Raw genomic sequence first — 24,443 nt, 5'->3', positions numbered from 1 at the left:
ACTTAAGACTTATTAACAATAATACATAACATATAACATGAAGAGATTTCTATTGACATTATTATTAGTAACAAGTTTAGTTGCTAATGCAGAATCAGTTGCTACTATAGGTTCAATTGAACCAGATTCAACAGTTGTTTACAAAACCATAAATAACACCAAGTTGTCTCTCCATATTTTTAATCCTAAAGGACATAAAATAACGGATAAAGTTCCTGTCATTGTGTTTTTCTTTGGTGGTGGTTGGACTAGTGGTAACCCTAAACAGTTTTATGAACAATCAAGCTATTTTGCAAAAAAAGGGTTTGTTGCCATTTCAGCAGAGTATAGAGTTAAGAATAAGCATAATACAACACCATTCGATGCTGTAAGTGATGCAAAATCGGCAATTAGATGGGTTCGTAAAAACGCAAAAAAGCTGGGAATTAATCCTGATAAAATAGTGGCTTCAGGAGGTTCTGCTGGTGGTCATGTAGCAGCATGTACAGGTGTTATTGAAGGTTATGAAGATGACAACGAGGATTTGTCTGTCAGTTCTAAACCTAATCTTATGATACTGTACAATCCTGTATTAGATACTACCGAAAAAGGGTATGGAATGGCGAAAGTAGGTGAAGAACGAAAAACAGATATTTCACCAAATCATCAAATAAAAAAAGGAATTGTACCCACTTTAGTGTTTCATGGAAAAGCAGACAAAACAGTACCTTTTGAAAATGCAGAACGTTTCAATGTGTTAATGAATGAAGCTGGAAATGTTTGTCAATTAGAATCTTATGTAGGAAAAGACCATGGTTTTTTTAACAGTCCTTTTTTTCGCAAAAAAAAGGCTGATAAAGTAATTTATGATGAATTAATGGAAAAAAGCTATGCCTTTGTAAAAGCTCGATTTAATAATTCTGAATTAAAACTATCTAATATTTTTAGCAACCATATGATATTACAACGTGGTATGAAAGTTCCTGTTTGGGGAACTGCAACACCAGGTCAAAAAGTTTTAGTTGAGTTTGCAGGGCAACAAAAAAGTACAACTGCAGATGAATCTGGAAAATGGAAAATTGAATTAGATACCTTAAAAACTTCTAAAAAAGGAAAAAATTTAATAGTAAAAGGAAAAAACGAAATTGTTATTTCCGATGTTTTGGTAGGTGAAGTTTGGATTTGTTCTGGTCAATCGAATATGCAAATGAAAGTAAGGGCAGTCCCCGAAGTTCAAGCATTGGTATCCAAAGCAAAAAATATTCGAAGCTTTGAAGTTAATAGAACAGTTTCATTACAGGAAGAAGATGAGGTTGTAGGTATATGGTCAACACAAACGCCAACAAGTGCGGTTTCACTTGCTTTTGCTTATTATTTAGAGAAAGCTGCAGATGTACCTATTGGCATAATTCATACTTCTTGGGGAAGTTCTTCATTAGAAGCTTGGATGCCTAGAGATATGGCACAAGATTTTGATTATTTTAAAACAATAATGCAAGATTTTGATGCGGATACAGAAACTCAAAATAACATTAAAAGCATCATTGTAAAAAAAGAAAATCGAACTAAAAAAGAAGATGTTTTTCTACGCAGGCAACCAAATGTTTTATACAATGCAATGATGAAACCTTTAGCACCTTTTGCTGTAAGAGGTCTAGTTTGGTATCAAGGTGAGCGAAATGCAAGATATCTTTCTGGTGTTCCAGAAGTTACTGAAGCCAATTGGTTCCATAAGGTTTCTGGTATGAAAGAATATGGAGATATCTTGAGTGCTTGGATAAAACGTTATAGAAAAGAATGGGATAAAGAAAATATGCATTTTATGGTGGTTATGTTGCCAGGTTATGGCAAAGGAACAGAAAAAAAACAAATCATAGATCCTCAAGATCCAACTGAAGAATCTTGGGCTTGGATTCGAGAATCACAACTTAAAGTTTTAAAAATTCCACATACAAATGTTATCAATACTATTGATTTGGGAGCTTTAAAAAATATTCATCCAAAAGATAAACTCCCAATTGGGAAACGTTTAGCGTTAGCAGCAACTAAAGAAAATTTTAAGAAAAATATAATTTCGGAAGGACCAAAAATGAAATCTGTAGCGATTAAAAAAAGACAATTGATGGTGTCTTTCGATAATGCTGAAGGTTTAAAAACATTAAATGGAAAACCACCAACTGCATTTTGGATCGCCGACAAAACTATGAATTGGCAAATGGCAAATGCAAAAATTGAAGGAAATACAGTCATTTTAACCTCTAAAGCAATTAAAAATCCACAATATGTCAGATATGCTTTTTCAGGAAAACCAGATGTAAATTTGGTAAATGAGGCTAATTTACCTGCATATCCATTTAGAACAGATTCAGAATAATTAAAAGAATGGTCTATTACAGCAAATAATTTGAATATATGAGACAAAACAAATCATCTACCTTTATTATCATTGCATACACTTTTTTTGTTATTGCTTTCGTGTAATTCAAAAAAAAACTCAAAAATGGAGAATCAAAATAAAGTAAAGAACGTAACAACTGACACTCATAAAAATGATAGCATAAATACCTATGCAGATGATGTAAGTTTTATGAAGGATTATATCAAAATAATTCAACTTACAGACGCATCAAACAACTCTAAAGTAGCAATTTCAGCAGCGTTACAAGGAAGAATTATGATAAGTAGTGCTTATGGTGATAATGGAAGAAGTTACGGTTGGATTAACAAAGAATTATTGAAATTAAATCTGCTTTAAAATAATATGATAAAACTTTCTAAAACAGTATGTATTGCAATGGTTCTTTTGATAGTTTTGGCTTGTAGTAGTCAAGAAAAAGAACAAACCAAACCCAATATTATTTTTATTCTGGCAGACGATTTAGGTTGGCAAGATGTTGGTTTTATGGGAAGTCAATGGTTTGAAACACCAAATTTAGATGCACTAGCTAAGGAAAGTTTGGTTTTTAGCGATGCCTATATGTATCCAACGTGTTTACCATCAAGAGCAGCTTTGTTAACAGGTAAACAGTCTTTTAGAACAGGCATTTATAATGTACCTGTGTTAGAAAGAGGAAATAATCAAGACAATATATTTTCACGTTGGACAGTCGGTTTAGAACATAAAATGTATGCAGAACCGTTAAAAAAGGCAGGTTACACATCCATTCATTTAGGAAAATGGCATGTTGTTGGACCAAATCCTCAGGAAGAAAAAAAATATCCTTTTCAAAAGCATTTAAAACAACCTGCAAACGGAACTTTAGATTGGTTAGCAAATCATCAATCAGCAGAAATTCAACAATATTATCCAATAGGAAAAGGATTTGATAAAAATGTTGGTGGCACTTGGTGGGGAGATCCTGCCAGAGGTTATGAAAAAGGTTATAAATCTGAAAGTGGAGGTTATAAAGCACCTTTTAAAAATCCGTTTATTGAAGATAAAAAAGATGATGAATGGCTAACGGATAGATTAACTTCTGATGCAATTGATTTTATCAAACAAAATAAAAAACAACCATTTTTTGTAAATCTTCATTATTATGCGCCTCATCGTCCAATTGTAGCAAGGACAGATGAAGCGTATCAAAAATTTATGAACAAACAAGCTGATACCATTACAGGTCAAGGTATTAAAAATAAAAGCGAAGCTGCAGGTTACGCAAGTATGATAGCTTCTATTGATGAGAATGTAAAACGAATTTTTGATTATCTAGATAAAGAAGGTTTGCGCGAAAATACCATTGTAATATTTACATCAGACAATGGTTTTAATGGATTAACAAGTAAGTCAAATGCTTTAAGGGGTGCAAAAGGAATGGTATATGAAGGCGGAATTAGAGTACCTGCTTTTGTAAATTGGAAAGGGCAAATTAATGCTGGAATTTCCAAAACACCTATTTCTGGTATGGATTATTTTCCAACTTTTTTAGACTTGGCTAAAGTTAAAAACTACAATGGTGTTTTAGATGGCAAAAGTATAGTTCCTCTATTAAAAAACAAACTTTTTAAAGAACGACCACTTTTTTGGCATTTGGCTAGTAGATATAAAAATCCGCCTTGTTCTGTCATCAGAAAAGGGAAATGGAAATTGATTCAGTTTTTAAATGATGGAAAAGTTGAATTATACAATTTAGAAGAGGATTTAAAGGAAAGTCAAAATTTAATTGATAAAAATCCTGAAAAAGGTTCAGAATTATTGGCAGAACTTGTTAGTTGGAGGAAAAATAATAAAGTACCACTTCCACTGGCATCTGTATTACCATTTTAAAAAATAATTTAAATTTTAAAAAATAAAATGAAATTAAAAATTAGCTTACTAGTATTAGTAGTCATTGCAGTTGCTTGCAAAACTACCTCAAATCAAACATCGTCCATAAAACAACAACCAAATATTATTTATATTTTGGCAGATGATTTAGGTTATGGTGATGTCCAAAATTACAATCCAAATGGAAAAATTGCAACGCCCAATTTAGATCAAATGGCTATAAATGGAGTGAAATTTACAGATGCGCATACTTCATCAGCAGTTTGTACACCAACTCGTTATGGAATTTTAACAGGCAGATATAATTGGAGATCAAAGTTAAAAAGTAGTGTAATAGGGGGCTATTCTAAATCATTAATAAAACAAGAACGTGTTACGGTTGCAGAAATGCTAAAAACACAAGGTTATAATACAGCATACATTGGAAAATGGCATTTAGGATGGGATTGGGCACTTCAAGATGGTCAAACATCTATTAATCTAAAAAAAATAAAGGTAGAACCTAAGATAGATTTTAAGAAACCAGTTACAAATGGACCTACTACTCACGGTTTTGAATATACTTTTGGTTTTTGCGGTTCCTTAGATATGGCACCTTATGTATACATAGAAAATGATATGCCTACTATGGTACCCACAACATATACAGCTTCAAAAGGGCAAAAATTTTGGAGAAAAGGACTTACTTCTGAAGACTTTGTACATCAAACAGTATTACAAGATTTAACAGATAAAGCAGTTCAATATATAGACTCAAAAGCTAAAGATAACAAGCCTTTCTTTTTGTATTTCCCTTTACCTGCCCCTCATACTCCCATTTTACCTTCGGAAGCGTTTTTAGGAAAAAGCAATACAAATATGTATGGAGATTTTGTAATGCAAGTAGATGATGTTGTTGGTCAAATAAGAAAAGAGTTGAAACGTCAAGGAATTTCAGAGAATACACTTTTGGTCTTTACAAGTGATAATGGGTGTTCTCCCAAAGCAGATTTTGAAACATTGGCGAAATTTAACCATAACCCAAGTGGGGTATACAGAGGTCATAAAGCTGACATTTTTGAGGGTGGACATAGAGTGCCTTTTATTATAGAATGGCCAGCTAAAGCACAAAAAAACAAGAGTACAGATAAAACAATTTGCACAACTGATTTTTTTGCAACTTGTGCTGAATTGACGGGTCATAGAATAAAAGATGATGAAGGTGTAGATAGCAATAGTATGTTACCACTAATTACAAAAGCAAAAGATATTGATATTAGAGAGTATATTGTTAGTCATTCAATTAGTGGAGATTTTGCAATCAGAAAAGGAGACTGGAAATTAATTACTTGTCCAGGTTCTGGTGGTTGGAGCTACCCTAGTCCTAAAGATATAAGAAAGCAAAAATTGGATTTACCTAAGATGCAATTGTACAATTTGAAAGATGATATTGGAGAAACAAAAAACTTAATTGCAGTATATCCTAAAAAAGCAGAGGAGTTAAAAGCAGCACTAAAAAAGATAATTTTAGACGGCAGAAGTACACTAGGAACTACACAAACGAATGAAGGAATGGATAATTGGCCTCAAATTGAAGCCATTATAAACTAAACCTTTGTAATGATCTTGCTGTTTTTTACGCGTTATTAAAACCAGTATGGGTGAATTGGGTAATAAAAAGCACGAAAAGAGCAACCCCTTTTTTTAATTTGGATAGATATTTGTAATAACCAATTGTATCAACTCAAGTAATATTAATTTGTTTGAGTTTAAGAAGCAGTAGAAAATTATGAGAAAAATAATATTTTTAGCGTTAACACTAATCATAGGATGTTTTAGTGCCATATCACAAACAAATACAGAAAAAACAACAGCAGATTTTTTTGTATCCACTCAAGGCTCAGACAAATGGTCTGGTACCTTAGCTACACCTAATGCAACTAAAACAGATGGTCCTTTTGCAACTTTAGAACAGGCTAAAAATACGGTTCGAAAACTCAAAAACAAGAAATCAACAGACATTACTGTTCTAATCAGAGAAGGAAATTATCAACTTAAAAAAACAGTAGTTTTCGATTTAAAAGATTCTGGAAATGATAATCAGAATATCATTTATCAAGCATATCCAAATGAAAAACCAGTGTTTAGTTCTGGAAAAGAAATTACGGGTTGGAAAAAAGTAACTAATACACTGCCAAACTTACCAAAAGAAGCAGTTGGTAATATTTGGGTAGCCAATGTTTCTGATAAATTTTTAACACTATATGATGATGAGGGTATGTTGCCACGTGCACAATCAGAACGTTTTATGCCATTGAAAGGAAGTAAAAAGAACAAACTCCTTTTTCCGAAAGGAACTTTAAAAAATTGGTCGAATGTAGAAGATGTAGAAATTTTGGTGCGCCCAACAAGAGATTGGATTGTAAATATGTTACCACTAAAATCTGTTGATGAAAAAAAGGGAGTTGCACTTACCTCTGTTGATGCTACTTATGCAATTACAAAAAAAGGTTTTTGGGTAGAAAATGTGTTAGAAGAATTAGACAAACAAGGAGAATGGGTATTGAATACAAAGGAGAAAAAAGTATATCTCTGGCCTAGAAATAATAATTTTTCTATTGTTGCTCCTACTTTATTAGAATTGATTAAAGTAGAAGGTAAAATAGATTTTAAAGGTGCAACAGATGTTCCTGTGAAAAACCTTCATTTTCGTGGACTTACTTTTAAACATGGAGAGCGTTATACGTTAACCAAAGATGATGCTGGTTTACAACACGATTGGGATATGTTAGACAAGGATAATGCAATGGTACGTTTTAGAGGTGCTGAAAATTGTTCTATAGAAAATTCTCATTTTTTACATAGTGGAAGTGGCGCAATCAGAGTTGATTTATATGGTAAGAATAATAACATTTCTAACAACCATATAGAACAAATGGGTGGAGGTGGAATTCTACTTTGTGGTTATGGTCCAGGTACTAAAGATGTAAATAAAAACAATACAGTTTACAATAATAATATTCATCATATAGGTGAAATTTATTGGCAATCTCCAGGTATTTTTCTTTGGAATAGTGGAGATAATAGAGTCGCTAACAATTTAATTCATAATACAAATTATTGTGGTTTAATAGTTTCAGGTTGTGTGATTCGATTTTTTAAACCCTCTAACAGAAGAGAACAACATAGAGCCATTCGTTGGCATGAAATAGGGAAATTACCTAAAAAATTAACACCAAATGATGTTCGTCCATATTGGCATAGTAAAAATAATATCATAGAAAATAATGAAATTCACCATGTAATGAAAAAGTTAGGTGATGGAAATGGTATTTACATACGTGCAGCTGGAGCTGGAAATATAATTCGTAGGAATTACATACATGATTTAGTGGCAAAAACAGGAAAGCAAAGTGCTATTAGAACAGATGGTGGACAAATGGACGTGCTAATTTCTGAAAACCTGATTTACAAATGTAATTCACAAGGCATGACCTTAAAACTCAATAATCGTTTTGAAAATAACATTATTGCAGATGTTGGTCCACCTAGAGGTGGTCTTTATTTAAAATTGGTAGAAGGTCCATCAACAGGAGCAACTTTGAAACGAAATATTTTTTACTCAACTACAGATATGTGTATTTTTCTTTCTGAACCAAAAGCAGGAAAAGGTTTGGTAGGTGAAGATAGCAGAGGTAGAGTGCCAGCAAGAATAAGAGATGTTGACTCTGATTATAATATTTTTTATAGTAAAGCAGATAATACTATTGCAGAAAAGAGGTTAGCTAAATCACAAAAAGATGGAGTTGATAAAAATAGCAAAGCAATAGATCCAATGTTTATGGATCCTGAAAATGGGGACTTTAGATTTAAACCAGATTCACCTGCTTTAAAAATGGGTATTTTACCTATTGATGTTACAAAAATTGGTTTACAAATTAATAAATAATACCATTAGATTCTATTAAAATATAAATTGATAAAGATGAAAATTATACATAAGATTAAAAATAAATGGATTCTAATACTAACCTTAATTATTGGTTTTGGATGTAGTTCTGCACAAGTAAATACATCTCCTAAAGCAGACTTTTTTGTATCTACACAAGGTTCAGATAATTGGTCAGGAACATTGGCAGAACCAAATGCAACTAAAACAGATGGTCCTTTTGCTACTTTAGAAAAAGCTAAAAATGCCGTTAGAGATTTTAAAAAAGGTAAATCAAAAGATATTTTAGTGTACATAAAAGGTGGTGTATATCAATTAAATAAAACCATCGTTTTCGATTTAAAAGATTCTGCTGAAGATAATTACACAATTACTTATGCTGCATATCCAGGAGAAAAACCTGTATTCAGTTCAGGACAAGAGATAAAAGGTTGGAAAAAAGTAACAACAAAACTTCCAGGACTTCCAAAAGAAGCAGAAGGAAAAGTTTGGGTGGCAAATGTGTCTGATAAATTTTTAACGTTGTATGATGATGAAGGAATGTTACCTAGAGCACAATCTAAAGGAATTATCACTGGCGAAAAACAAAATGGAAGAAATCGTCTTAAATTTCCTGACGGATTTTTAAAAAATTGGGACAATATAAAGGATGTTGAAATAAAAGTAAGACCTCATCATGCTTGGATAACAAATATGCTACCAGTAGTTTCTGTAAATGAAAAAACAAATACAGCTAATACTTCTATTGATGCAACTTATGCTATGAATGTACTTCATTTTCTAAAAAAAACAGAGAACTGTTGGATAGAAAATGTAATAGATGTTTTAGATAAAGAAGGAGAATGGGCTTTAAATACAAAAGAAGGCAAAGTATATCTTTGGCCAAGAAACGATTCTCCAGTATTTGCACCAACATTATTAGAACTAATTCGTGTAGAAGGAAATATTAGAGAATCTAAACAAGAAGACATACCTGTTCGTAATTTACATTTTAATGGTTTAACATTTAAACATGGAGAAAGATATACTTTAACTTCAGATGATAAAGGTTTACAACACGATTGGGATATGATGGATAAAGACAATGCTTTGGTTCGTTTTAGAGGAACAGAAAATTGTAGTATCGAAAATTCTCATTTTTTACATAGTGGAAGTGGTGCAATTAGAGTAGACTTACATGGTATTGGTAATAAAATTTCTAACAACCATATAGAACATATGGGTGGAGGTGGAATTCTCCTTGCAGGATATGGACCAGGAACTAAAGATGTAAATAAGAAGAATACAGTTTACAATAACAATATTCATCATGTAGGAGAAATTTATTGGCACTCACCAGGAATTTTTGTGTGGCAAAGTGGAGAAAATTACGTGGCAAACAACTTAATTAATCATTTAGATTATACAGCAATTATTTTATCTGGTTGTATGACTCAATTTCTTGCTAAAAAAGGAAATGGAAGAGAGCTTTTAAGAACATTTAGAAAGGACGAAATGCCAGCGTTTACAAAAGATGTAACTTTAGATGAAGTATTGCCTTATTTACATACACATGATAATATTGTAGAAAACAATGAAATTCACCATGGAATGCAAAGACTTGGAGATGGTAATGCAATTTACATTCGTGGTTCTGGTAAAGGAAATATCATTCGTAGAAATTATATTCATGATATGGTAGCAGATATGATTATGCAAGCTGCAATTAGAACAGATGGTGGGCAAACAGGAACGTTAATTACCGAGAATATTATTTTCAATGCTACATCTCAAGGTATCCTTACCAAGTTAGATAATAAAGTAGAAAACAATATTGTTGTAAATATTATTGCTCCACCAAGAGGATACTATTTGTCTGTAAGAGAAGGTCCTTTAACTGGGGCAACTATTAAAAATAATATCTTTTATGCATTTACAAACGAATCTAGATTTATTGATGAATTACCTCCAGGAAAAGCAGGAAGTTCGGAAGACAGAAGAGGTAGAGCATTGGCTAGAGCCATGGATGCAGATACAGATAACAACATTTATTTCTGTAAAACAAATCCTGAAAAAGGGAAAGAATTGATTGCAAAGAATCAAAAAAACGGAATTGACAAAAACAGTAAAGCAGTAGATCCACTATTTGTAGATGCCGAAAATGGCGATTTTAGATTTAAACCAGATTCACCAGCATTAAAAATGGGAATTAAACCTATTGATTTTTCTAAAATAGGTTTACGTAAAACAAATAATATAAAGGAATAAGGATGTTCAAACAAAATGTAAAATAGTTTTATCAACAATTGTTTGCTTTAAGTTTTTACTTTATTTAAATACTTAGTAAAATAAAACTAGTCTTAGCTATCTATTAAAGTTTCTTTGACAATTAAAAATGCTCTGACAAACATTAAAATTATTTGTCTATTCTGATATAGAAACTGTCATAGAAATTTTTATAAAATCAGATGATGAAACTATTTTACATTTAATTATAAAAAAACGTTTAATACAACTTCTTCTTTTTTGGTAATTAATTTTACTTTTTCTTTAATATTGCATGCATCTATATTTTAAAAAAATCTGATAGTTTAAAAATTATTTTAACTTTAATCGTGTTCTACTTCATTTATTTTTTGACCTCTCATCGTTTCAAAAACTTCAATCATTTCTAATAACTTCTCAGATTTTTTTTCTGCTAAATTTTGTTTTTGACCAACATCATCCTTTAAATTATACAATTGAAATTCTGGACGAACACCTACATCAATATTTACTTTTTTATTAAACCTCCAACCTTTGTATGGTGGAATCATTAGCCAATCTCCACTTCTTAAAGCTGTTCTAGAATTTGCTTCAATTATTAAATGATTTCTTCCCTTATCTGTTTTTCCTAAAAATGTATTTATTAATTCTTTACTATCTGTAGAATTTTCTGTAGTTCCTGTTAAGTTTGCTAAAGAAGCTAGTAAATCCATCTGGCAAACAATAGCATTTGAAATTGATGGTTTAATTGTTCCTTTCCAATATGTTATAAAAGGTACTCTTGTACCCCCTTCTAATAAACTGTATTTACCACCTCTTAAACCTCTTTTAGGGTCGTGTTTTCCCAATTTTTCTACAGCATCATCATAATATCCATCATTTAAAACGGGTCCATTATCACTAGAAAAAACAATTAAAGTATTTTCTAAAACACCTTCTTTGTCTAAAGTTTTTATAAACTCTCCAATCATCCAATCTGCTTCTAAAATAACATCGCCTCTTGGTCCCATTCCAGATTTACCCACAAATCTTGGATGAGGAGTTCTTGGCACATGTGGTTGTTGCATAGCATAATATAAAAAGAAAGGTTTTTCTTTATGAGTTTTTACATAGTTTTGTGCTTTATCTAAAAAATGATCTGCCATATCAATATCAGACCATTTTGCAGCATCTCCACCTTTCATATAACCAATTCTCGGAATTCCGTTTACAATACTATTATTATGACCATGATGCCACTTCATTGTTGTCATTTCTGGATTAGATTTAGCTGTTGGTTCTCCTTCAAAATTCTTTTTATAATTTACTTCAATAGGATCGTTTTTATCTAAACCAACTACATAACCATTATCTATATAAACTGTTGGAACCCTATCTTGTGTAGCAGCTAAAATATACGATTCATCAAAACCTACTTCGTTTGGACCTGGAGTAATTTTCTCATTCCAATTTACATTACCACTTCCTAAACCTAAATGCCATTTACCAACAATTGCTGTTTGATAGCCTTGCGTTTTAAGCATTTTTGGTAAAGTTTTTTGCTCTTTATTAATAATTAAAGGAGCAGAACCCGATAAAATTTTTGCCTTTTTATTTCGCCAAGGATACACACCTGTTAACAACGCATATCTACTTGGTGTACAAGTTGCAGAAGATGCATAACCGTTTGTAAATTTAATTCCTCCATTGGCTAAAGCATCAATATTTGGCGTTTGTAATTCTGTTGCACCATAGGCACTTAAATCACCATAACCTAAATCATCTAAATAAATAACAACTATATTTGGTTTTCTATTTTCCGTAATTGTTTTTGTTTCTTTTTTTTCTGATTTGCAACTTAACATTGCAAAAAAAGACAAAAGAGAAATTTTAAAAATGATTTTATTTAAATACATCAGAATAAATTAAGTATTGATTGATTTTAAAATCAAAAGTAAGAATACGGCTTTAATACATTGGGGTAATAATCATACAAAAAAGGTAAACAAATGTCTCTTATTTCTATTTTACAAATTTTTAAACACATAGTTTTCAAATATTAACTTCTTTAAAAATTTTTAATCGGTCTACTCTAAAATTAAAGTATTAATTGATTTACCCGATATTTTGACACTTTTTTGAGTAATATTTTCTTTTAAAGGTTTTAAATCGGAATCTTTATTAGTTACATATATTTCTTTTATGTTACTATTAAAACTTAGATTAATTGCTGCTGATTTTTGATTAACCAATACAATAACTATAGAGTTATCTAAATTTTTATATCCTGAAATTAAAACTCCTTTTTCTAAATTTTCAAGAGAATTTTGATCTTTATAATCTAGTTTAATTCGTTTTGCTTCTGGTCTTATAAATCTTGAATAATTACCTAATCCCCATAATAATTTGGAAGTTTTAAAAACACCATCTTGTTTATTTTTATCATGATAAATCAACCCATCTTTATAATTGTATGGAGACATTGCCAACCACCAATGCCATGCACTTGCATTTGCAATCGTTAAATCTGCATGAATTAATCGTGCTACATATAAAGCCGTTTTCATTGTTAAGCCCTTGCCCTTCCCTCTTATTTCTGCATTATTTTCTAGAATACAATACTCTGTCATCCAATATTCTAAATTCGGATATTTGGTTAACTTGTTACTTATTTCTTCTCTATTTCTTTTTAATTTTGAGATATTCCAAGTAGTAAAATAACTATGACCTGCAAACTTTGGTGCCACAGATTGTAAATTTCCTATATAAAGTTCGTTTTTTGGATTAAAAAATACTTCTATTTGATTACTTCTATTTTCTTTGTCCTTTTTTATTGACGTTAAATAATCAATTTGTCCAGCTTCAGAAACTTCTAATTTAGCATCTAATTGATGCATTGTAAAAACAGAATCAATTATTTTTGTTGCTTTTGATAACTCATCATTATTCCAGGGAGAACCTTCTTGTTTTCCGTTTTTCCAATCCCATTGTGGTTCATTAAATGGACTGATATAACTAAACTTTAAATCTAGGCTATCCTTAAAATGTGTTACTACATCTTTTAAAAATAGCGCATAATTTGCATAATTATCTCTTTTTAAATTTGTTGATAATCCATCATCAGAAAATGCTTTATGGTTCTTTGTAAATTGTACTGGTGGACTATTTACAAATCCAATAAAAGAGGAAACACCTCTTTCTTTTGCTGCTTTTAAAAACCATTGTTGACCCGATTGTCGATTCCAATTATAAGAACCATCATTATTTAGAAAGCCTTCTGCCCTTCTCCATTCATCTTTAATTTTACTATTCTCTTTTTGTTCTGCACTTCCTGCACCAATGTTAAATCTCCAAGTAGTAAGACCAATTCCTTTAAAAGTTCCGTCATTATTTTTTTCTGTACTAAATAATAAATCGGCTATTGCTTCTTTTTTCTGTAAAGGCCATTTCCCTACAAACTGCGCAGACCAAGCATCAGATGCTCCAAAATTATGAATCGTTTGAAACTCCACATCTGGAAAAACATTGATATTTATCTCTTCAACCTTGTTTTGTGAAAGTGAAATTGAGCTTAAGAACAGAAATATAAGAATTAATATATTCTTCATTTTTAGTGATTTTTATTAAACTTATTTGGCACAAAATCAGCATCATATTTAGGATTTAATTCAGTTGGGATTGGCGCATTCAATTCTGTTCTCCAAGCATTTAATTTCTCTAATAATTCTGATGCTTTTTTAGGATAAACCTCAACTATATTGTTTTTCTCACCTAAATCTTCTTTTAAATTATACAATTCAATTTCGTTATTTTCAAAATATTGATGTAATTTCCAATCTCCATCAATAATAACAGAACCTGGTCTTGTTCTAAAAAAAGGATCTCTTGCTTGATCTGTTTTAGCATTATAAGCTTGTAAATAAATAGGAAAATGATAAAATAAACTTCTCTTTTTAATTTTTCCGCCTTTTAAAATTGGCAAAATAGATATTCCATCTAATACTTTTTTGGGCATTTTTACATTTAAAACATCCATAAAAGTTGGATAAAAATCTAAATTGGTAATAGAAGTCTTAGAAACTGTATTTGGTTTTACAACTCCATCCCAAGAAATAATATATGGCACTCTAATACCACCTTCGTAGTAAGAACCTTTACCTGCTCTTAAAGGATCTTGATTAGAAATAGCTCTTATTCCACCATTATCAGAAGTAAAAACAATTAATGTGTTCTTTAAATTTAAAGCTTTAATTTCATCTAAAATTAAACCGATATTTCTATCAACAGTTTCTATCATACCTGCATAAATTGCCTTCTTTTTAGATGAATTACCTTCCTTTTCTGAATATTTTTTTTCTAATGCAGAAGTAGTTGACAAAGGTGTATGAACCGCATAAAAAGGCAAATACACAAAAAACGGCTTCTCTTTATTATCTTTTATAAACGAAATGGCTTCTTGCGTTAATCTATCTGTTAAATTTTCACCTTTTTTATGATCAATAATATTCTTGATATTATATGGGCTAAAATATCCATTCTTTCCTGGATTTCCATTATGACTTCCGCCAACATTTACATCAAAACCCTGTGTTTTAGCATCTTCCCCTAAATGCCATTTACCAAAAGTACCTGTTGTATAACCTGCTCTTTTTAACATTTCTGCAAGTGTTACATTTTTATCAGCTAAAACTACTGTATTTTTAATCGGAATTATTTTTCTAGTTTTTGTGTTTCCTCTATCAGAATTACTAACTGTATAAATACCATGTCTAGGCGTATTTTGCCCACTAATTAAACATGCTCTACTTGGTGCACAATTTGCAGCAGATGCATATCCATTTGTAAACTTTAAACCACTTTCTGCCAGTTTATTAATGTTAGGAGTTTCGAAAAATGTACTTCCATAAGTTTCAGTATCCATCCAACCTAAATCATCTACATTTATATAAATAATATTGGGTTTTTTTTTTGAATCTACAAAACTCTGAGCGTTAACAGACAAGTATCCAATTAAAAAAAAGATATAAAAACACTTTATTTTACACATCATTTTAATTTCTAATTATTTCTGTTAAATCGTTTTAATCTTTGTTTTTTATTTGTATCGCCTCTTAAAACTCTTTTCATTTTATTGGGGTTAGTATACAATATTTCTTTATTCTCCATTAATCTTTGATGAATATGATGCGTAACCTGCATCCAATCTTGTTCTTCTTGCCAAAGTGGAGCTTTCATTTTAGCTTCCCAATTTGTAAGCTCTTTTTGTAATAATTGATATTGATCAGGGTCTTGTTTTTCTAAATTTATAGTTTCTCCTAAATCTTCTTTTAAATTGTATAAAACAGATCCATAATTTTTTAAACGAATCATTTTATAATCTCCTATTCTTGCACCTGCTTCCTCTAATTTTCTCCAAAATAATTTATCATGAGGGTTTCCTGTTTTATCGCCCTTTAAAAAAGGTAATAGATTTACACCATCTAAAATTAGACTATCATCATTTTTAATATTTGCAGCGGCTATAGAAGTAGTAAAAATATCTAGAGAAGAAGACAATCCTTTAAAAGTTTGCCCTCCTTTAATTTGTGCTGGCCAACTTACTACAAATGGTACTCTATGGCCCCCTTCAAACTTATTACCTTTCCATCCTTTTAAAGGACCTCCACTAGAATCATTATTTGCGGCTCCACCATTATCACTTAAAAAATAAATTAAAGTATTATCGGCAATTCCTAATTCTTCTAACTTCTGTTGTAGTTTACCAATATTTTGGTCTAAAGACCAAGTCATGGCTGCTAAATATTGTCTTGGATGGTCTTTAAATTTTTCTAAATCCTCTTTTTTAGCCTCCATAGGTGTGTGTACTGCATTATATGCTAAGTACATAAAAAATGGATTTTCTTTGTTATCTTCAATATATTTTACAGATTGATCTCCTAAAACATCTGTTAGATAACCATCAAACACCACTCTTTTTCCGTTATTTTGTAGCATTTTTCCTTTTCTAGGATTTTGTATTGGAAAATATGATCTACTTCCAGTTTCAAAACCATAAAACTCATCAAAACCCCTTTGATTTGGGTGATCAGATTCGTCTTTTCCTAAATGCCATTTACCCAATGCCATTGTTTTATAACCATTGTTTTTAAACACATCTGCCATTGTAGTTACATCGTCAGAAAGTCCTATTTCTCCAGAATCGCCATAACCTGTTCCATTAGCTTCAAAACCAAAACGCTGCTGATATTTACCTGTAATTAAGCCTGCTCTACTTGGTGCGCAAACGGTTGCACTTACATGTGCATCTGTAAAAATAACTCCACTTTTTGCTAATTTATCTATGTTAGGGGTTTCTAAATCTTTAGACCCCATAAAACCAAAATCTGCATAACCAGCATCATCAATTAAGATGACAATTACATTGGGTTTATTTTCTTTTTTGGTAATGTACTGTCTATTTCCTGATAGAAAAAAAGCACAAAATATAGTGATAAAAAAATTTTTCATATTAAAAATTTATAATTCTATTATAATGAGAAATCTTTAGTAAAAAATAAACTTTTCATTAAAAAAAAGAGGCTATTTTTAGATAGCCTCAACTTTTTAATGAACTTAATTTTTAATTATTTTAAATATTTTATTATTAGTTTTACCTTTAAGTTCAACAAAATATAAGCCACTGTTTAAATTACTAAAATCTATTTCTAATTTAGAGTTACTTTGGCTGATTTTGTTTTCTAAGATCTTTTTTCCTGTATAACTAAAAACAGTAACTATTTGATATAAACTATAATCCTCTGAACTTATGGTAAGTTTATTAATAACAGGATTAGGGTACGCAATTATTTTGGAGAACTCATTCTTTTGGATACTAAGAGCACCATCAACATACACAGTAAAACTATAACTAGATTCACAACCGTTGTTATTTATTCTAGTAACAGTATAAATTCCTGCTTGTGCTGATGTTATGTTATCAATAATAATTTCTCTTGTAAATAGTGCTTCATAACCATTAGGACCAGACCAATACCAAATACCATCTCCACTTGAGTTAGGTCCAAATGTAACTTTGTCTCCAGATGCAACATATAATTCACTTTTTTTATTGGTCCAAGCTTCAGTATTTATTCTTGAATAAGGGTTAATACTAGGTAAAGAACTACAAACCGCAGTAACATTATACACTATATCTGTACTACATCCTCCTGAACTAGTATATGTAGCTACATAACTACCCTCCATATCTGCATAAAAGTTTTCAAATTCAATTTCTCTTGTAGAAGCACTATAATTATTTGGTCCTTTCCATGTCCATGTGCCTTCTGTAGCAGGTTCTGGTGATAATTTTAAATACTCTGCTACATCAATTGAAATATTATTACCTGTTGTTAATGAATTACTTCCTATTTGATAATAAGGCGTTGTTGCAGGAGTTGAATTACAAATTACATTAACAGACATTGTTAAAGTGCTTGTTTCTCCACTTGAACCTGTGTACGTTGCCACATAATCTCCTGCCATACTTGAATTTACACTTGAAATAGATATATCTCTTGAGGTAGCAGTAAATCCATTTGGACCATCCCAAGTCCAACTACCATTAATTCTAGATTGAGGCCCAAAATCTATATTGTCTCCTTCGTTTACAGTAATTGAAGTAATATTATCTCCAACCCAAGAGTTTGCATTGATACGATGAAAAGGATTTAATTTATAATCTATTTTAATAACAAAACAAGTAAGACTTTTAGCTTTTACATTTGCTAAAAATTGATTATTATTTGTTGCTTCAAAAGTATTTTTTACACCTTCAATTTCTGAAGATTCATCCCAATAAGTTGTTTCAACAATCATACCTTCTTTAAGCCCTAAGTTGTTGATATCCATTAACAAATTATTATATTCAGAGTCACTTTTATTAATAACCCATAAAGCTATTTGATTATCATCTCCAAAAGACATAGTACTAACATCTGCCATGTTAGTAATTGACGAATTGATGTAGTTTTTATTGACAGCCTCTGCTGCAAACTTTTGCATTATATAATAGGATCTCATTCTAACAGCCTTAGATCCATTGTTAAAAAATATAGGTTTCCCATAAAATCCATTCTTTTGAACTTCTTGATAACCTCTTGGCCAGATTTCAAAAATTAATTCTCCTTGTAACCCACCTTTATACATTTCACTTTTTTCTGTGTAGATGCTTAATGGATAATCTATACTTACATCAGAAGTTATAAAACCACCACCAGCATGCCCTGTTTCATCAGCAAAAGCATACTTACCTGCATTTTGAGCAGCAGTAATAAATTGTTGCCAAGTTTTGTTTTCTCCAGACCATAAATTATGAGAACTAAAACCATACACATATTGGGCAACATCATTGTTTACATAATTATTTACCACATTTATACCTTGAGAAATAGACCAAGTACCAGAATCTACAATAAGAGGCATGTCTATATTTCTTTGTTGTAAAATAATTATTAAGGCTTCTATAGTTGCCTTAGCTCTACTTACTGTTAAAACTTGTACCCATTCTTTAGAAGTAGATAAATAAGTAATTGGTACTCCTGAATTTTTCATAAACTCTAGATAATCTGCTAAAAAAAGAGCATATTTTTCTGCATTAAAAGTTTTGGTACCTGTAGCACTACCATTAACATATGCATAATCGTAAATAAATGTTGGTAAATTATTTCTATCACCCTGACTGTAACCATGATAATCTGATTTCATCGTTGCAAAAAATTGAATATTAGGATTCACTTCCTTCATCATTTTCATTGCAGTGACATCTCCATCATAAGTTGAAAAATCCTTTTGCCCTTCAGTCATCTCTTGTAATTTATCATACCTTACACGAAAAGCATTAAAAGGAATGTCTTTTGTTACCCAATCAATAATTTCTTTTTGATTTCTAGATTTTAAAAAATTTGGTCCACTTCTTTCCATATCTCCCCCCATTAATGAAATGAATTGTTCTTTATCATTTGCATTTATAAATATTGATTGAGCGTACCCTTTTAAGGTAAACAAGAATAAAGTAAATACCATAATGATATTTACAAAAACAACGTTGTTATGTATGATTTTTTTAGAGTATTTTTTTTTCATAATTAGTGTATTTAGTTAAGAGATGACAATCTATAGAACTTGATAAATATACATGGCCTATTAATGTTTCACATTAAGGGTATTTTTCGCTATATTTAATAAAATCAGTTATAATACCAATTTAACCATAGAATGACTTATTGTTATTTGGTATAATTAGAATATTTTAACTGATTTGTTTTATAAAAAAATGAGAGATATTATCTCTCATTTTACATACTAAATTAAAATAACTTGCTATTTTTTTATAATTCTAATTGTCTTGACAACATTTTCTATATCATTAATACATTTTACAAAATAAATACCACCAATAGATAATTGACTAGTATTCACTTGACCGTTAACAACTTTAGAAACTTGTATTTTAGATCCTAATACATTATAAATCTCAACAGAACTTACTTTTTCTGAAGTAAAATTTAATTGATTTTTAACTGGATTTGGATATGCTTCAAAATATTTTTCTGTAGTTATTGATTTTGTAGATAATACCCCTCCATTGTTACTTAGAGTTAAAACTTCAGCATCAGACAATGCTGTGTTAAAAATTGCAATATTGTCATATCTTTTCTGAATATCTTGAGTTCTTCCATTATTACTAACTGAATTTTCATCAAATAAACCAGTTGTTTGGTTTAAGCTAGATCCCATATATCCTAAAAATATTTTTCTATTATCCCACTCCCCACTTTCTTGTGCAGTTTGTGAAGTTGATAATAACACACCATCTTTATACAATTTATATTTTTGATCAGAAGATGTGTATGTTAATGTAACATAGTCATAAAGAGGAAGAGCGTTCGTATTTGCAAATTTTATAGACCCTCCAGGAGTACCATCACCTCCAGATCCATCACCAATGTGAATGTCAAGACCATATACCCAACCCCCTGATTTTTGTAAAAGTCTATCTTCTTTCCATGTATTTCCGTCAGATGAATCTTGTCCAACTATGGTTAATATTGATGCTGCTGACCCCATACGATGACCAAAAGCTGAATATTTCATAGAAATAGAAAAATCTCCTTCGCCTATAACATTTTCATCAATCATTAAATGACCTGTGTAATCTAACTGTATTACCTTACTTCCTAATTCAGAATCTGTAATAATTATATTAGGAGATTGGCTAAGTCCAGTTTGTTCTTCAGTATTGGTTTCTAATGCTAATGTGGTTGTTCCATCATAATAGTATAGATTTGGAGCCCTATATATGGTTATGGTACCTGTAGGTTCAACATTAGTAATACCAGTAGGTAAATTATTTAATGGATCTGTACCTTCAAAATCTAAATAAGCAGTTTGTGAGAACCCAAGAGTTCCTACAAGCATCAACCCTAAGAATAAGTATTTTTTTTTCATTTTAAAATAGTTTTAGTTAAATTATTAACCAAAACTAGTTAATTACATTAGTAATCAATGGGCTATATTGTTTCAATATAGGTTGGGGAATGTTGCATTTAACATTTTTTAGGTGTGAACAACAACTTCTATAAAACTATTATTTAGAAGTGCTAAATTGATTTTGTCTCAATTAGGTTAGCAAATATAAAAAAACAGATAACAATTCAAATATTGTTAATTGCCATTAGCCTTTATAAAAAAAGGAATTATATTATGTAATTGAAATTAATCTAATGAAATATTCTTTAAATTTACATTGTTAAACATAAAAGATAGATTTTACTTTATTTCTTTACCTATTTTTTTAGCCAAAACTTTATATCCATCTTTGGTAAGGTGTACACCATCTTTAGAAAATTTAAGGCTCTTTTTAATTAACTGATAAACATCTATTAACGTTACATCTTGTTCTAAGGCAATTTCTTTAACAATAGGAATTACCCAACTATTAAGTGCTTCTTTACGTTCTTTTATAAATTCCTTTTTTGGATTTTTCTCTACCCAAATAAGCATAGGTGTTAATACATAAATTTGAGTATTTTTATTCTTTTCTTTATAGTCTTTTATCAATTTTATATATTCACTTTTAAACTCTTCTTTTGCAGAACCATTAAATTTTGTTGGACGTTTAGGGTCTAAAAAACATTTTGGATTTGCATCATTTGTACCAAACATAATTAAAACAATATCTGATGTAAATTTTAATGATTTTTTATATTCTTCTGTTTTAGAATAAGGAAAATTTGAGCCATCAATTAAAGTTTCACCTCCTTTACCAAAGTTTTTCATTTGGTATTCTTTGCCTAAAAAACTGTGAATATTGCGCTTTTGTATTACTATTACCTACACATGCTACTTGTATTAGCTCTCTAAAAAGTGTTGGCTTACCTTTTACATATCCTAAATTTCTTAAGAAAAAGTCTGTATCATAAATAGTTAAATTATAATATTTATTTCCTCCTCCTTTTCTAAAAAAATCGCCATTAAAGAATCCATGACCAACATTTTCTACTGAAACTAATTTACAATCATTTCCTAACTCATTTGCTATTTTAGTAAATCGAGATGCGTTTTCAAAAGGAACTGTTTTGTCTTTTGTTCCATGAAATAATAACATAGGTGGTAAGCCTTTTTTAAGTTGATGAACTGGTGATATTTCTTTTTCTCTACCTACAAGTTTATTAGCTCCATACCCTTTTTTTGTAGTATCTGAAAACAGGGTTGTAAGCAACAATTGCATTAGGTATAGCACTTATTGATAAATTTTCGTTCTTATTTTCAAAACCTTCAATTACTGATGTAGACAAAGCCACATGCCCACCTGCAGAACCACCTCCTGCAACTATTTTATTAGGATCAATATTTAATTCTTTTGCGTGTTCTCTAACCCAACGTATGGCAGATTTACCATCCTTTACACATTCAAAAGGAGTTGTTCCATGTGTATTTTTTATTCTATATTCTGCAGAAATTGCTAACATTCCTCTTGATGCAAAATATTTACTTTGTTGATAAAATTGTTTCGGATTTCCACTAACCCAACCTCCACCAAAAAAGAACACAATTGCAGCAGTTGGTTTTTTAGACACTTTAGGTTGAAAGATATGTAAATACAAACTATCCCCATCAATTACTTTGTACAATAATTCTTTATCTGGTTGTATATTTTGTGCTCTCATTGTAAAAATTGAGCATATAAATAGCAAGAAAACAATTACCTCCTTTTTTGATTTCATTTTATAATTTATTTAGTTTCTACTTCACTTCCCCACCAATCTTTATTTGGTTGCCAATCTGGAGAAAGCATTTCTTTACGTTGTTTTTCTAAACTTGGTAATCTTTTTGTTTTCTGATTTTCTAACCATTTTTTACGTGCTTCTTTATTCCATAAAGGATCTTCTGTAGCATAATGTGTACCCATAGATTTTAACCAAGTTAACAGCTGTGTTTTCATTTGATTTGCAATTTCTGGCTGACTTTCTGCAATATTATGAGCCTCCTTTAAATCGGTTTCTAAGTTGTACAATTCAATATGTAAATCTTCCCAATAATAAATCAATTTCCATTTTCCTTTTCTAATGATAGAGCTTGGTTCTCCTCCTTGGTTTCCATAATGAGGATAATGCCAATAAAGTGGTCTCTCATCAATTTTTTCTCCAACTAAAAGAGGTTTTAAACTTACTCCGTCTTTATGATTTTCTGGTTTAAGAGGCAAGCCAGATAAATCTAACAATGTTGGAAATAAATCTGTACCAGAAACAGGAACATTAATATTACTACCATTTTGTTGTAACCAAGGCACATCAATAAAATATGGTATTCTTATACCACCTTCCCATTGATATCCTTTTCCTCCTCTTAAACTCAATTGGTTTGTAGAAAAATTATCTCCAGAAGTAACACCTCCATTATCTGAAGTAAAAACTACAATTGTATTTTTATCTAAACCTAAGTCTTTTAAGGTTTTCATTACTATACCAATAGCATCATCTACTTGTTCTATTAAACCAGCATAAACAGGGTTGTCTTGGTATTTTCTGGCGGGTAAAACGCGCTCCATTTCAAATCCATTTTCATGAATTCCCATTTTTTCTGCTTTGTTTCTATACTTTTTCCATTTTTCTTTTGTAGTCTGTATAGGTCCGTGAACCGCATAAAAAGAAAGGTAAGCTAAAAAATGTTGATCTTTGTTTTTAGTAATAAAATTACTGGTTTCTTTAGCCAATTTAATTGATAAGTTTTGTCCTTTTTCTTCTGGTAAATTTGGCAAATTTGGGTTTTTATATGGCGAAAAATAACCTCCACTTGGGCTTCCTGATTGAAACCCGCCAATATTTATATCAAACCCATGATCTGTAGGCAACGATTTTTGCTGTTTGCTCCCTAAATGCCATTTACCTGCAAAAAAAGTAGCATATCCTTCTTCTTTAAAAGCTTCTGCTAACGTTAAAGCATTAGGATCTAAATGTTCATTAAAATTTGGTGGTAATAATTTAGTATATCTTTTTTTGGTTTTCCAGGCTTGCCCACTTAAATTCTTCCCTTCAAACTGAGTAATTCCATGTCTCGCAGGCGATTGACCTGTTAATAAACTTGCTCTTGAAGGACTACAAACTGTGCAAGCTGCATATCCATTAGTAAAAACGGCTCCTGAATTTGCAATTTTATCTATGTTTGGGGTTTCGTAATATTTACTACCCATTACGCTTAAATCTGAGTAGCCTAAATCATCAACCAAAATAAATAGAACATTTGGTTTTGTTGGTGTTTTAATAGCTAACTCTTTTACCTTTTCTGAATTAGTTTTACATCCTAATAAACTAAAAACCAGTAAAAATGTAAAAGACATTTTTTGTATAGATTTAATCTTTTTTTTCATTATATTTTATGTTTAATCAATATTAAATTTCTCTTTTATAAAAACTATTTTTGTATACCTGTAACATTATAATAAATAGATTGTCTAGTTATTTTTTTGTTATTTAAAAGCAAAAACAGTTTTATATATAATTGGTT

The 24,443-nt window shown here is 30.5% G+C and carries 16 protein-coding genes; 6 read left to right on the top strand and 10 right to left on the bottom strand.

The genetic code is table 11. The annotated features are described in order from the left end of the window. Nucleotides 1–37: 37 nt before the first annotated feature. The 6 genes from KO506_RS07980 (at nucleotide 38) to KO506_RS07955 (ending at nucleotide 10,421) form a co-directional block, all read left to right on the top strand. Nucleotides 38–2,353, top strand: coding sequence for a sialate O-acetylesterase (locus KO506_RS07980; protein WP_215994366.1), 2,316 nt, complete (start codon nucleotides 38–40; stop codon nucleotides 2,351–2,353). 126 nt (nucleotides 2,354–2,479) lie between these two features. After that, entirely contained in the window at nucleotides 2,480–2,734 is a 255-nt protein-coding gene (locus KO506_RS07975) for a DUF6786 family protein (protein WP_215994365.1), read from the top strand. 6 nt (nucleotides 2,735–2,740) lie between these two features. Continuing rightward, nucleotides 2,741–4,246, top strand: coding sequence for a sulfatase (locus KO506_RS07970; protein ID WP_252726821.1), 1,506 nt, complete (start codon nucleotides 2,741–2,743; stop codon nucleotides 4,244–4,246). 27 nt (nucleotides 4,247–4,273) lie between these two features. Beyond that, nucleotides 4,274–5,836, top strand: a complete 1,563-nt coding sequence (locus tag KO506_RS07965) for a sulfatase family protein (protein WP_215994364.1) — start codon at nucleotides 4,274–4,276, stop codon at nucleotides 5,834–5,836. A gap of 178 nt (nucleotides 5,837–6,014) precedes the next feature. Continuing rightward, nucleotides 6,015–8,174, top strand: a complete 2,160-nt coding sequence (locus KO506_RS07960) for a right-handed parallel beta-helix repeat-containing protein (protein ID WP_215994363.1) — start codon at nucleotides 6,015–6,017, stop codon at nucleotides 8,172–8,174. A 36-nt stretch (nucleotides 8,175–8,210) separates the two neighbouring features. Continuing rightward, nucleotides 8,211–10,421, top strand: coding sequence for a right-handed parallel beta-helix repeat-containing protein (locus KO506_RS07955; protein WP_215994362.1), 2,211 nt, complete (start codon nucleotides 8,211–8,213; stop codon nucleotides 10,419–10,421). 341 nt (nucleotides 10,422–10,762) lie between these two features. On the opposite strand, the gene KO506_RS07950 is transcribed toward KO506_RS07955, so the two are convergent. The 10 genes from KO506_RS07950 to KO506_RS07905 form a co-directional block, all read right to left on the bottom strand. Then, the gene (locus KO506_RS07950; RefSeq protein WP_215994361.1) at nucleotides 10,763–12,313 is read right to left on the bottom strand and encodes a sulfatase family protein; all 1,551 of its coding nucleotides are present in this window, start codon (nucleotides 12,311–12,313) and stop codon (nucleotides 10,763–10,765) included. Between the two features lie 171 nt (nucleotides 12,314–12,484). Next, entirely contained in the window at nucleotides 12,485–14,005 is a 1,521-nt protein-coding gene (locus tag KO506_RS07945; protein WP_215994360.1) for a glycoside hydrolase, read from the bottom strand. Between the two features lie 2 nt (nucleotides 14,006–14,007). Then, a complete protein-coding gene (locus tag KO506_RS07940; protein ID WP_215994359.1) occupies nucleotides 14,008–15,399 on the bottom strand; it encodes a sulfatase in 1,392 nt (463 codons plus the stop codon). Nucleotides 15,400–15,455: 56 nt separating this feature from the next. Further along, on the bottom strand, nucleotides 15,456–16,904 hold the full coding sequence (locus KO506_RS07935) for a sulfatase (RefSeq protein WP_215994358.1): 1,449 nt from the start codon (nucleotides 16,902–16,904) through the stop codon (nucleotides 15,456–15,458). 105 nt (nucleotides 16,905–17,009) lie between these two features. Further along, nucleotides 17,010–19,520 (bottom strand): T9SS type A sorting domain-containing protein, encoded by a 2,511-nt coding sequence (locus KO506_RS07930; RefSeq protein WP_215994357.1) that lies wholly within the window; start codon nucleotides 19,518–19,520, stop codon nucleotides 17,010–17,012. Nucleotides 19,521–19,757: 237 nt separating this feature from the next. Continuing rightward, nucleotides 19,758–20,885, bottom strand: a complete 1,128-nt coding sequence (locus KO506_RS07925) for a T9SS type A sorting domain-containing protein (protein WP_215994356.1) — start codon at nucleotides 20,883–20,885, stop codon at nucleotides 19,758–19,760. Between the two features lie 321 nt (nucleotides 20,886–21,206). Next, nucleotides 21,207–21,716: an SGNH/GDSL hydrolase family protein gene (locus KO506_RS07920; RefSeq protein ID WP_215994355.1), complete on the bottom strand. Its 510-nt coding sequence runs from the start codon at nucleotides 21,714–21,716 to the stop codon at nucleotides 21,207–21,209. Continuing rightward, nucleotides 21,700–22,158 (bottom strand): alpha/beta hydrolase family protein, encoded by a 459-nt coding sequence (locus KO506_RS07915; RefSeq protein ID WP_215994354.1) that lies wholly within the window; start codon nucleotides 22,156–22,158, stop codon nucleotides 21,700–21,702. Before KO506_RS07915 ends, KO506_RS07920 begins: the two co-directional genes overlap by 17 nt. Then, entirely contained in the window at nucleotides 22,109–22,663 is a 555-nt protein-coding gene (locus KO506_RS07910) for an alpha/beta hydrolase (RefSeq protein WP_215994353.1), read from the bottom strand. The genes KO506_RS07915 and KO506_RS07910 overlap by 50 nt, the downstream gene beginning before the upstream one ends. Nucleotides 22,664–22,671: 8 nt before the next feature. Beyond that, nucleotides 22,672–24,306 (bottom strand): sulfatase, encoded by a 1,635-nt coding sequence (locus tag KO506_RS07905; protein ID WP_252726820.1) that lies wholly within the window; start codon nucleotides 24,304–24,306, stop codon nucleotides 22,672–22,674. Between the last annotated feature and the right edge of the window lie 137 nt (nucleotides 24,307–24,443).

The sequence above is a fragment of the Polaribacter vadi genome, assembly GCF_018861005.1.
GTDB classification, from domain to species: Bacteria; Bacteroidota; Bacteroidia; order Flavobacteriales; family Flavobacteriaceae; genus Polaribacter; species Polaribacter vadi_A.
Note: the sequence above shows the minus strand (reverse complement) of the source record. Positions and strands in the feature narration are given on the sequence as shown.

Excerpts from the sequence above, each read along its gene's own strand:
- KO506_RS07980 (WP_215994366.1), top strand. The coding sequence starts at position 38 with ATGAAGAGATTTCTATTGACATTATTATTAGTAACAAGTTTAGTTGCT.
- KO506_RS07975 (WP_215994365.1), top strand. The coding sequence starts at position 2,480 with ATGGAGAATCAAAATAAAGTAAAGAACGTAACAACTGACACTCATAAA.
- KO506_RS07970 (WP_252726821.1), top strand. The coding sequence starts at position 2,741 with ATGATAAAACTTTCTAAAACAGTATGTATTGCAATGGTTCTTTTGATA.
- KO506_RS07965 (WP_215994364.1), top strand. The coding sequence starts at position 4,274 with ATGAAATTAAAAATTAGCTTACTAGTATTAGTAGTCATTGCAGTTGCT.
- KO506_RS07960 (WP_215994363.1), top strand. The coding sequence starts at position 6,015 with ATGAGAAAAATAATATTTTTAGCGTTAACACTAATCATAGGATGTTTT.
- KO506_RS07955 (WP_215994362.1), top strand. The coding sequence starts at position 8,211 with ATGAAAATTATACATAAGATTAAAAATAAATGGATTCTAATACTAACC.
- KO506_RS07950 (WP_215994361.1), bottom strand. The coding sequence starts at position 12,313 with ATGTATTTAAATAAAATCATTTTTAAAATTTCTCTTTTGTCTTTTTTT.
- KO506_RS07945 (WP_215994360.1), bottom strand. The coding sequence starts at position 14,005 with ATGAAGAATATATTAATTCTTATATTTCTGTTCTTAAGCTCAATTTCA.
- KO506_RS07935 (WP_215994358.1), bottom strand. The coding sequence starts at position 16,904 with ATGAAAAATTTTTTTATCACTATATTTTGTGCTTTTTTTCTATCAGGA.
- KO506_RS07930 (WP_215994357.1), bottom strand. The coding sequence starts at position 19,520 with ATGAAAAAAAAATACTCTAAAAAAATCATACATAACAACGTTGTTTTT.
- KO506_RS07925 (WP_215994356.1), bottom strand. The coding sequence starts at position 20,885 with ATGAAAAAAAAATACTTATTCTTAGGGTTGATGCTTGTAGGAACTCTT.
- KO506_RS07920 (WP_215994355.1), bottom strand. The coding sequence starts at position 21,716 with ATGAAAAACTTTGGTAAAGGAGGTGAAACTTTAATTGATGGCTCAAAT.
- KO506_RS07910 (WP_215994353.1), bottom strand. The coding sequence starts at position 22,663 with ATGAAATCAAAAAAGGAGGTAATTGTTTTCTTGCTATTTATATGCTCA.
- KO506_RS07905 (WP_252726820.1), bottom strand. The coding sequence starts at position 24,306 with ATGAAAAAAAAGATTAAATCTATACAAAAAATGTCTTTTACATTTTTA.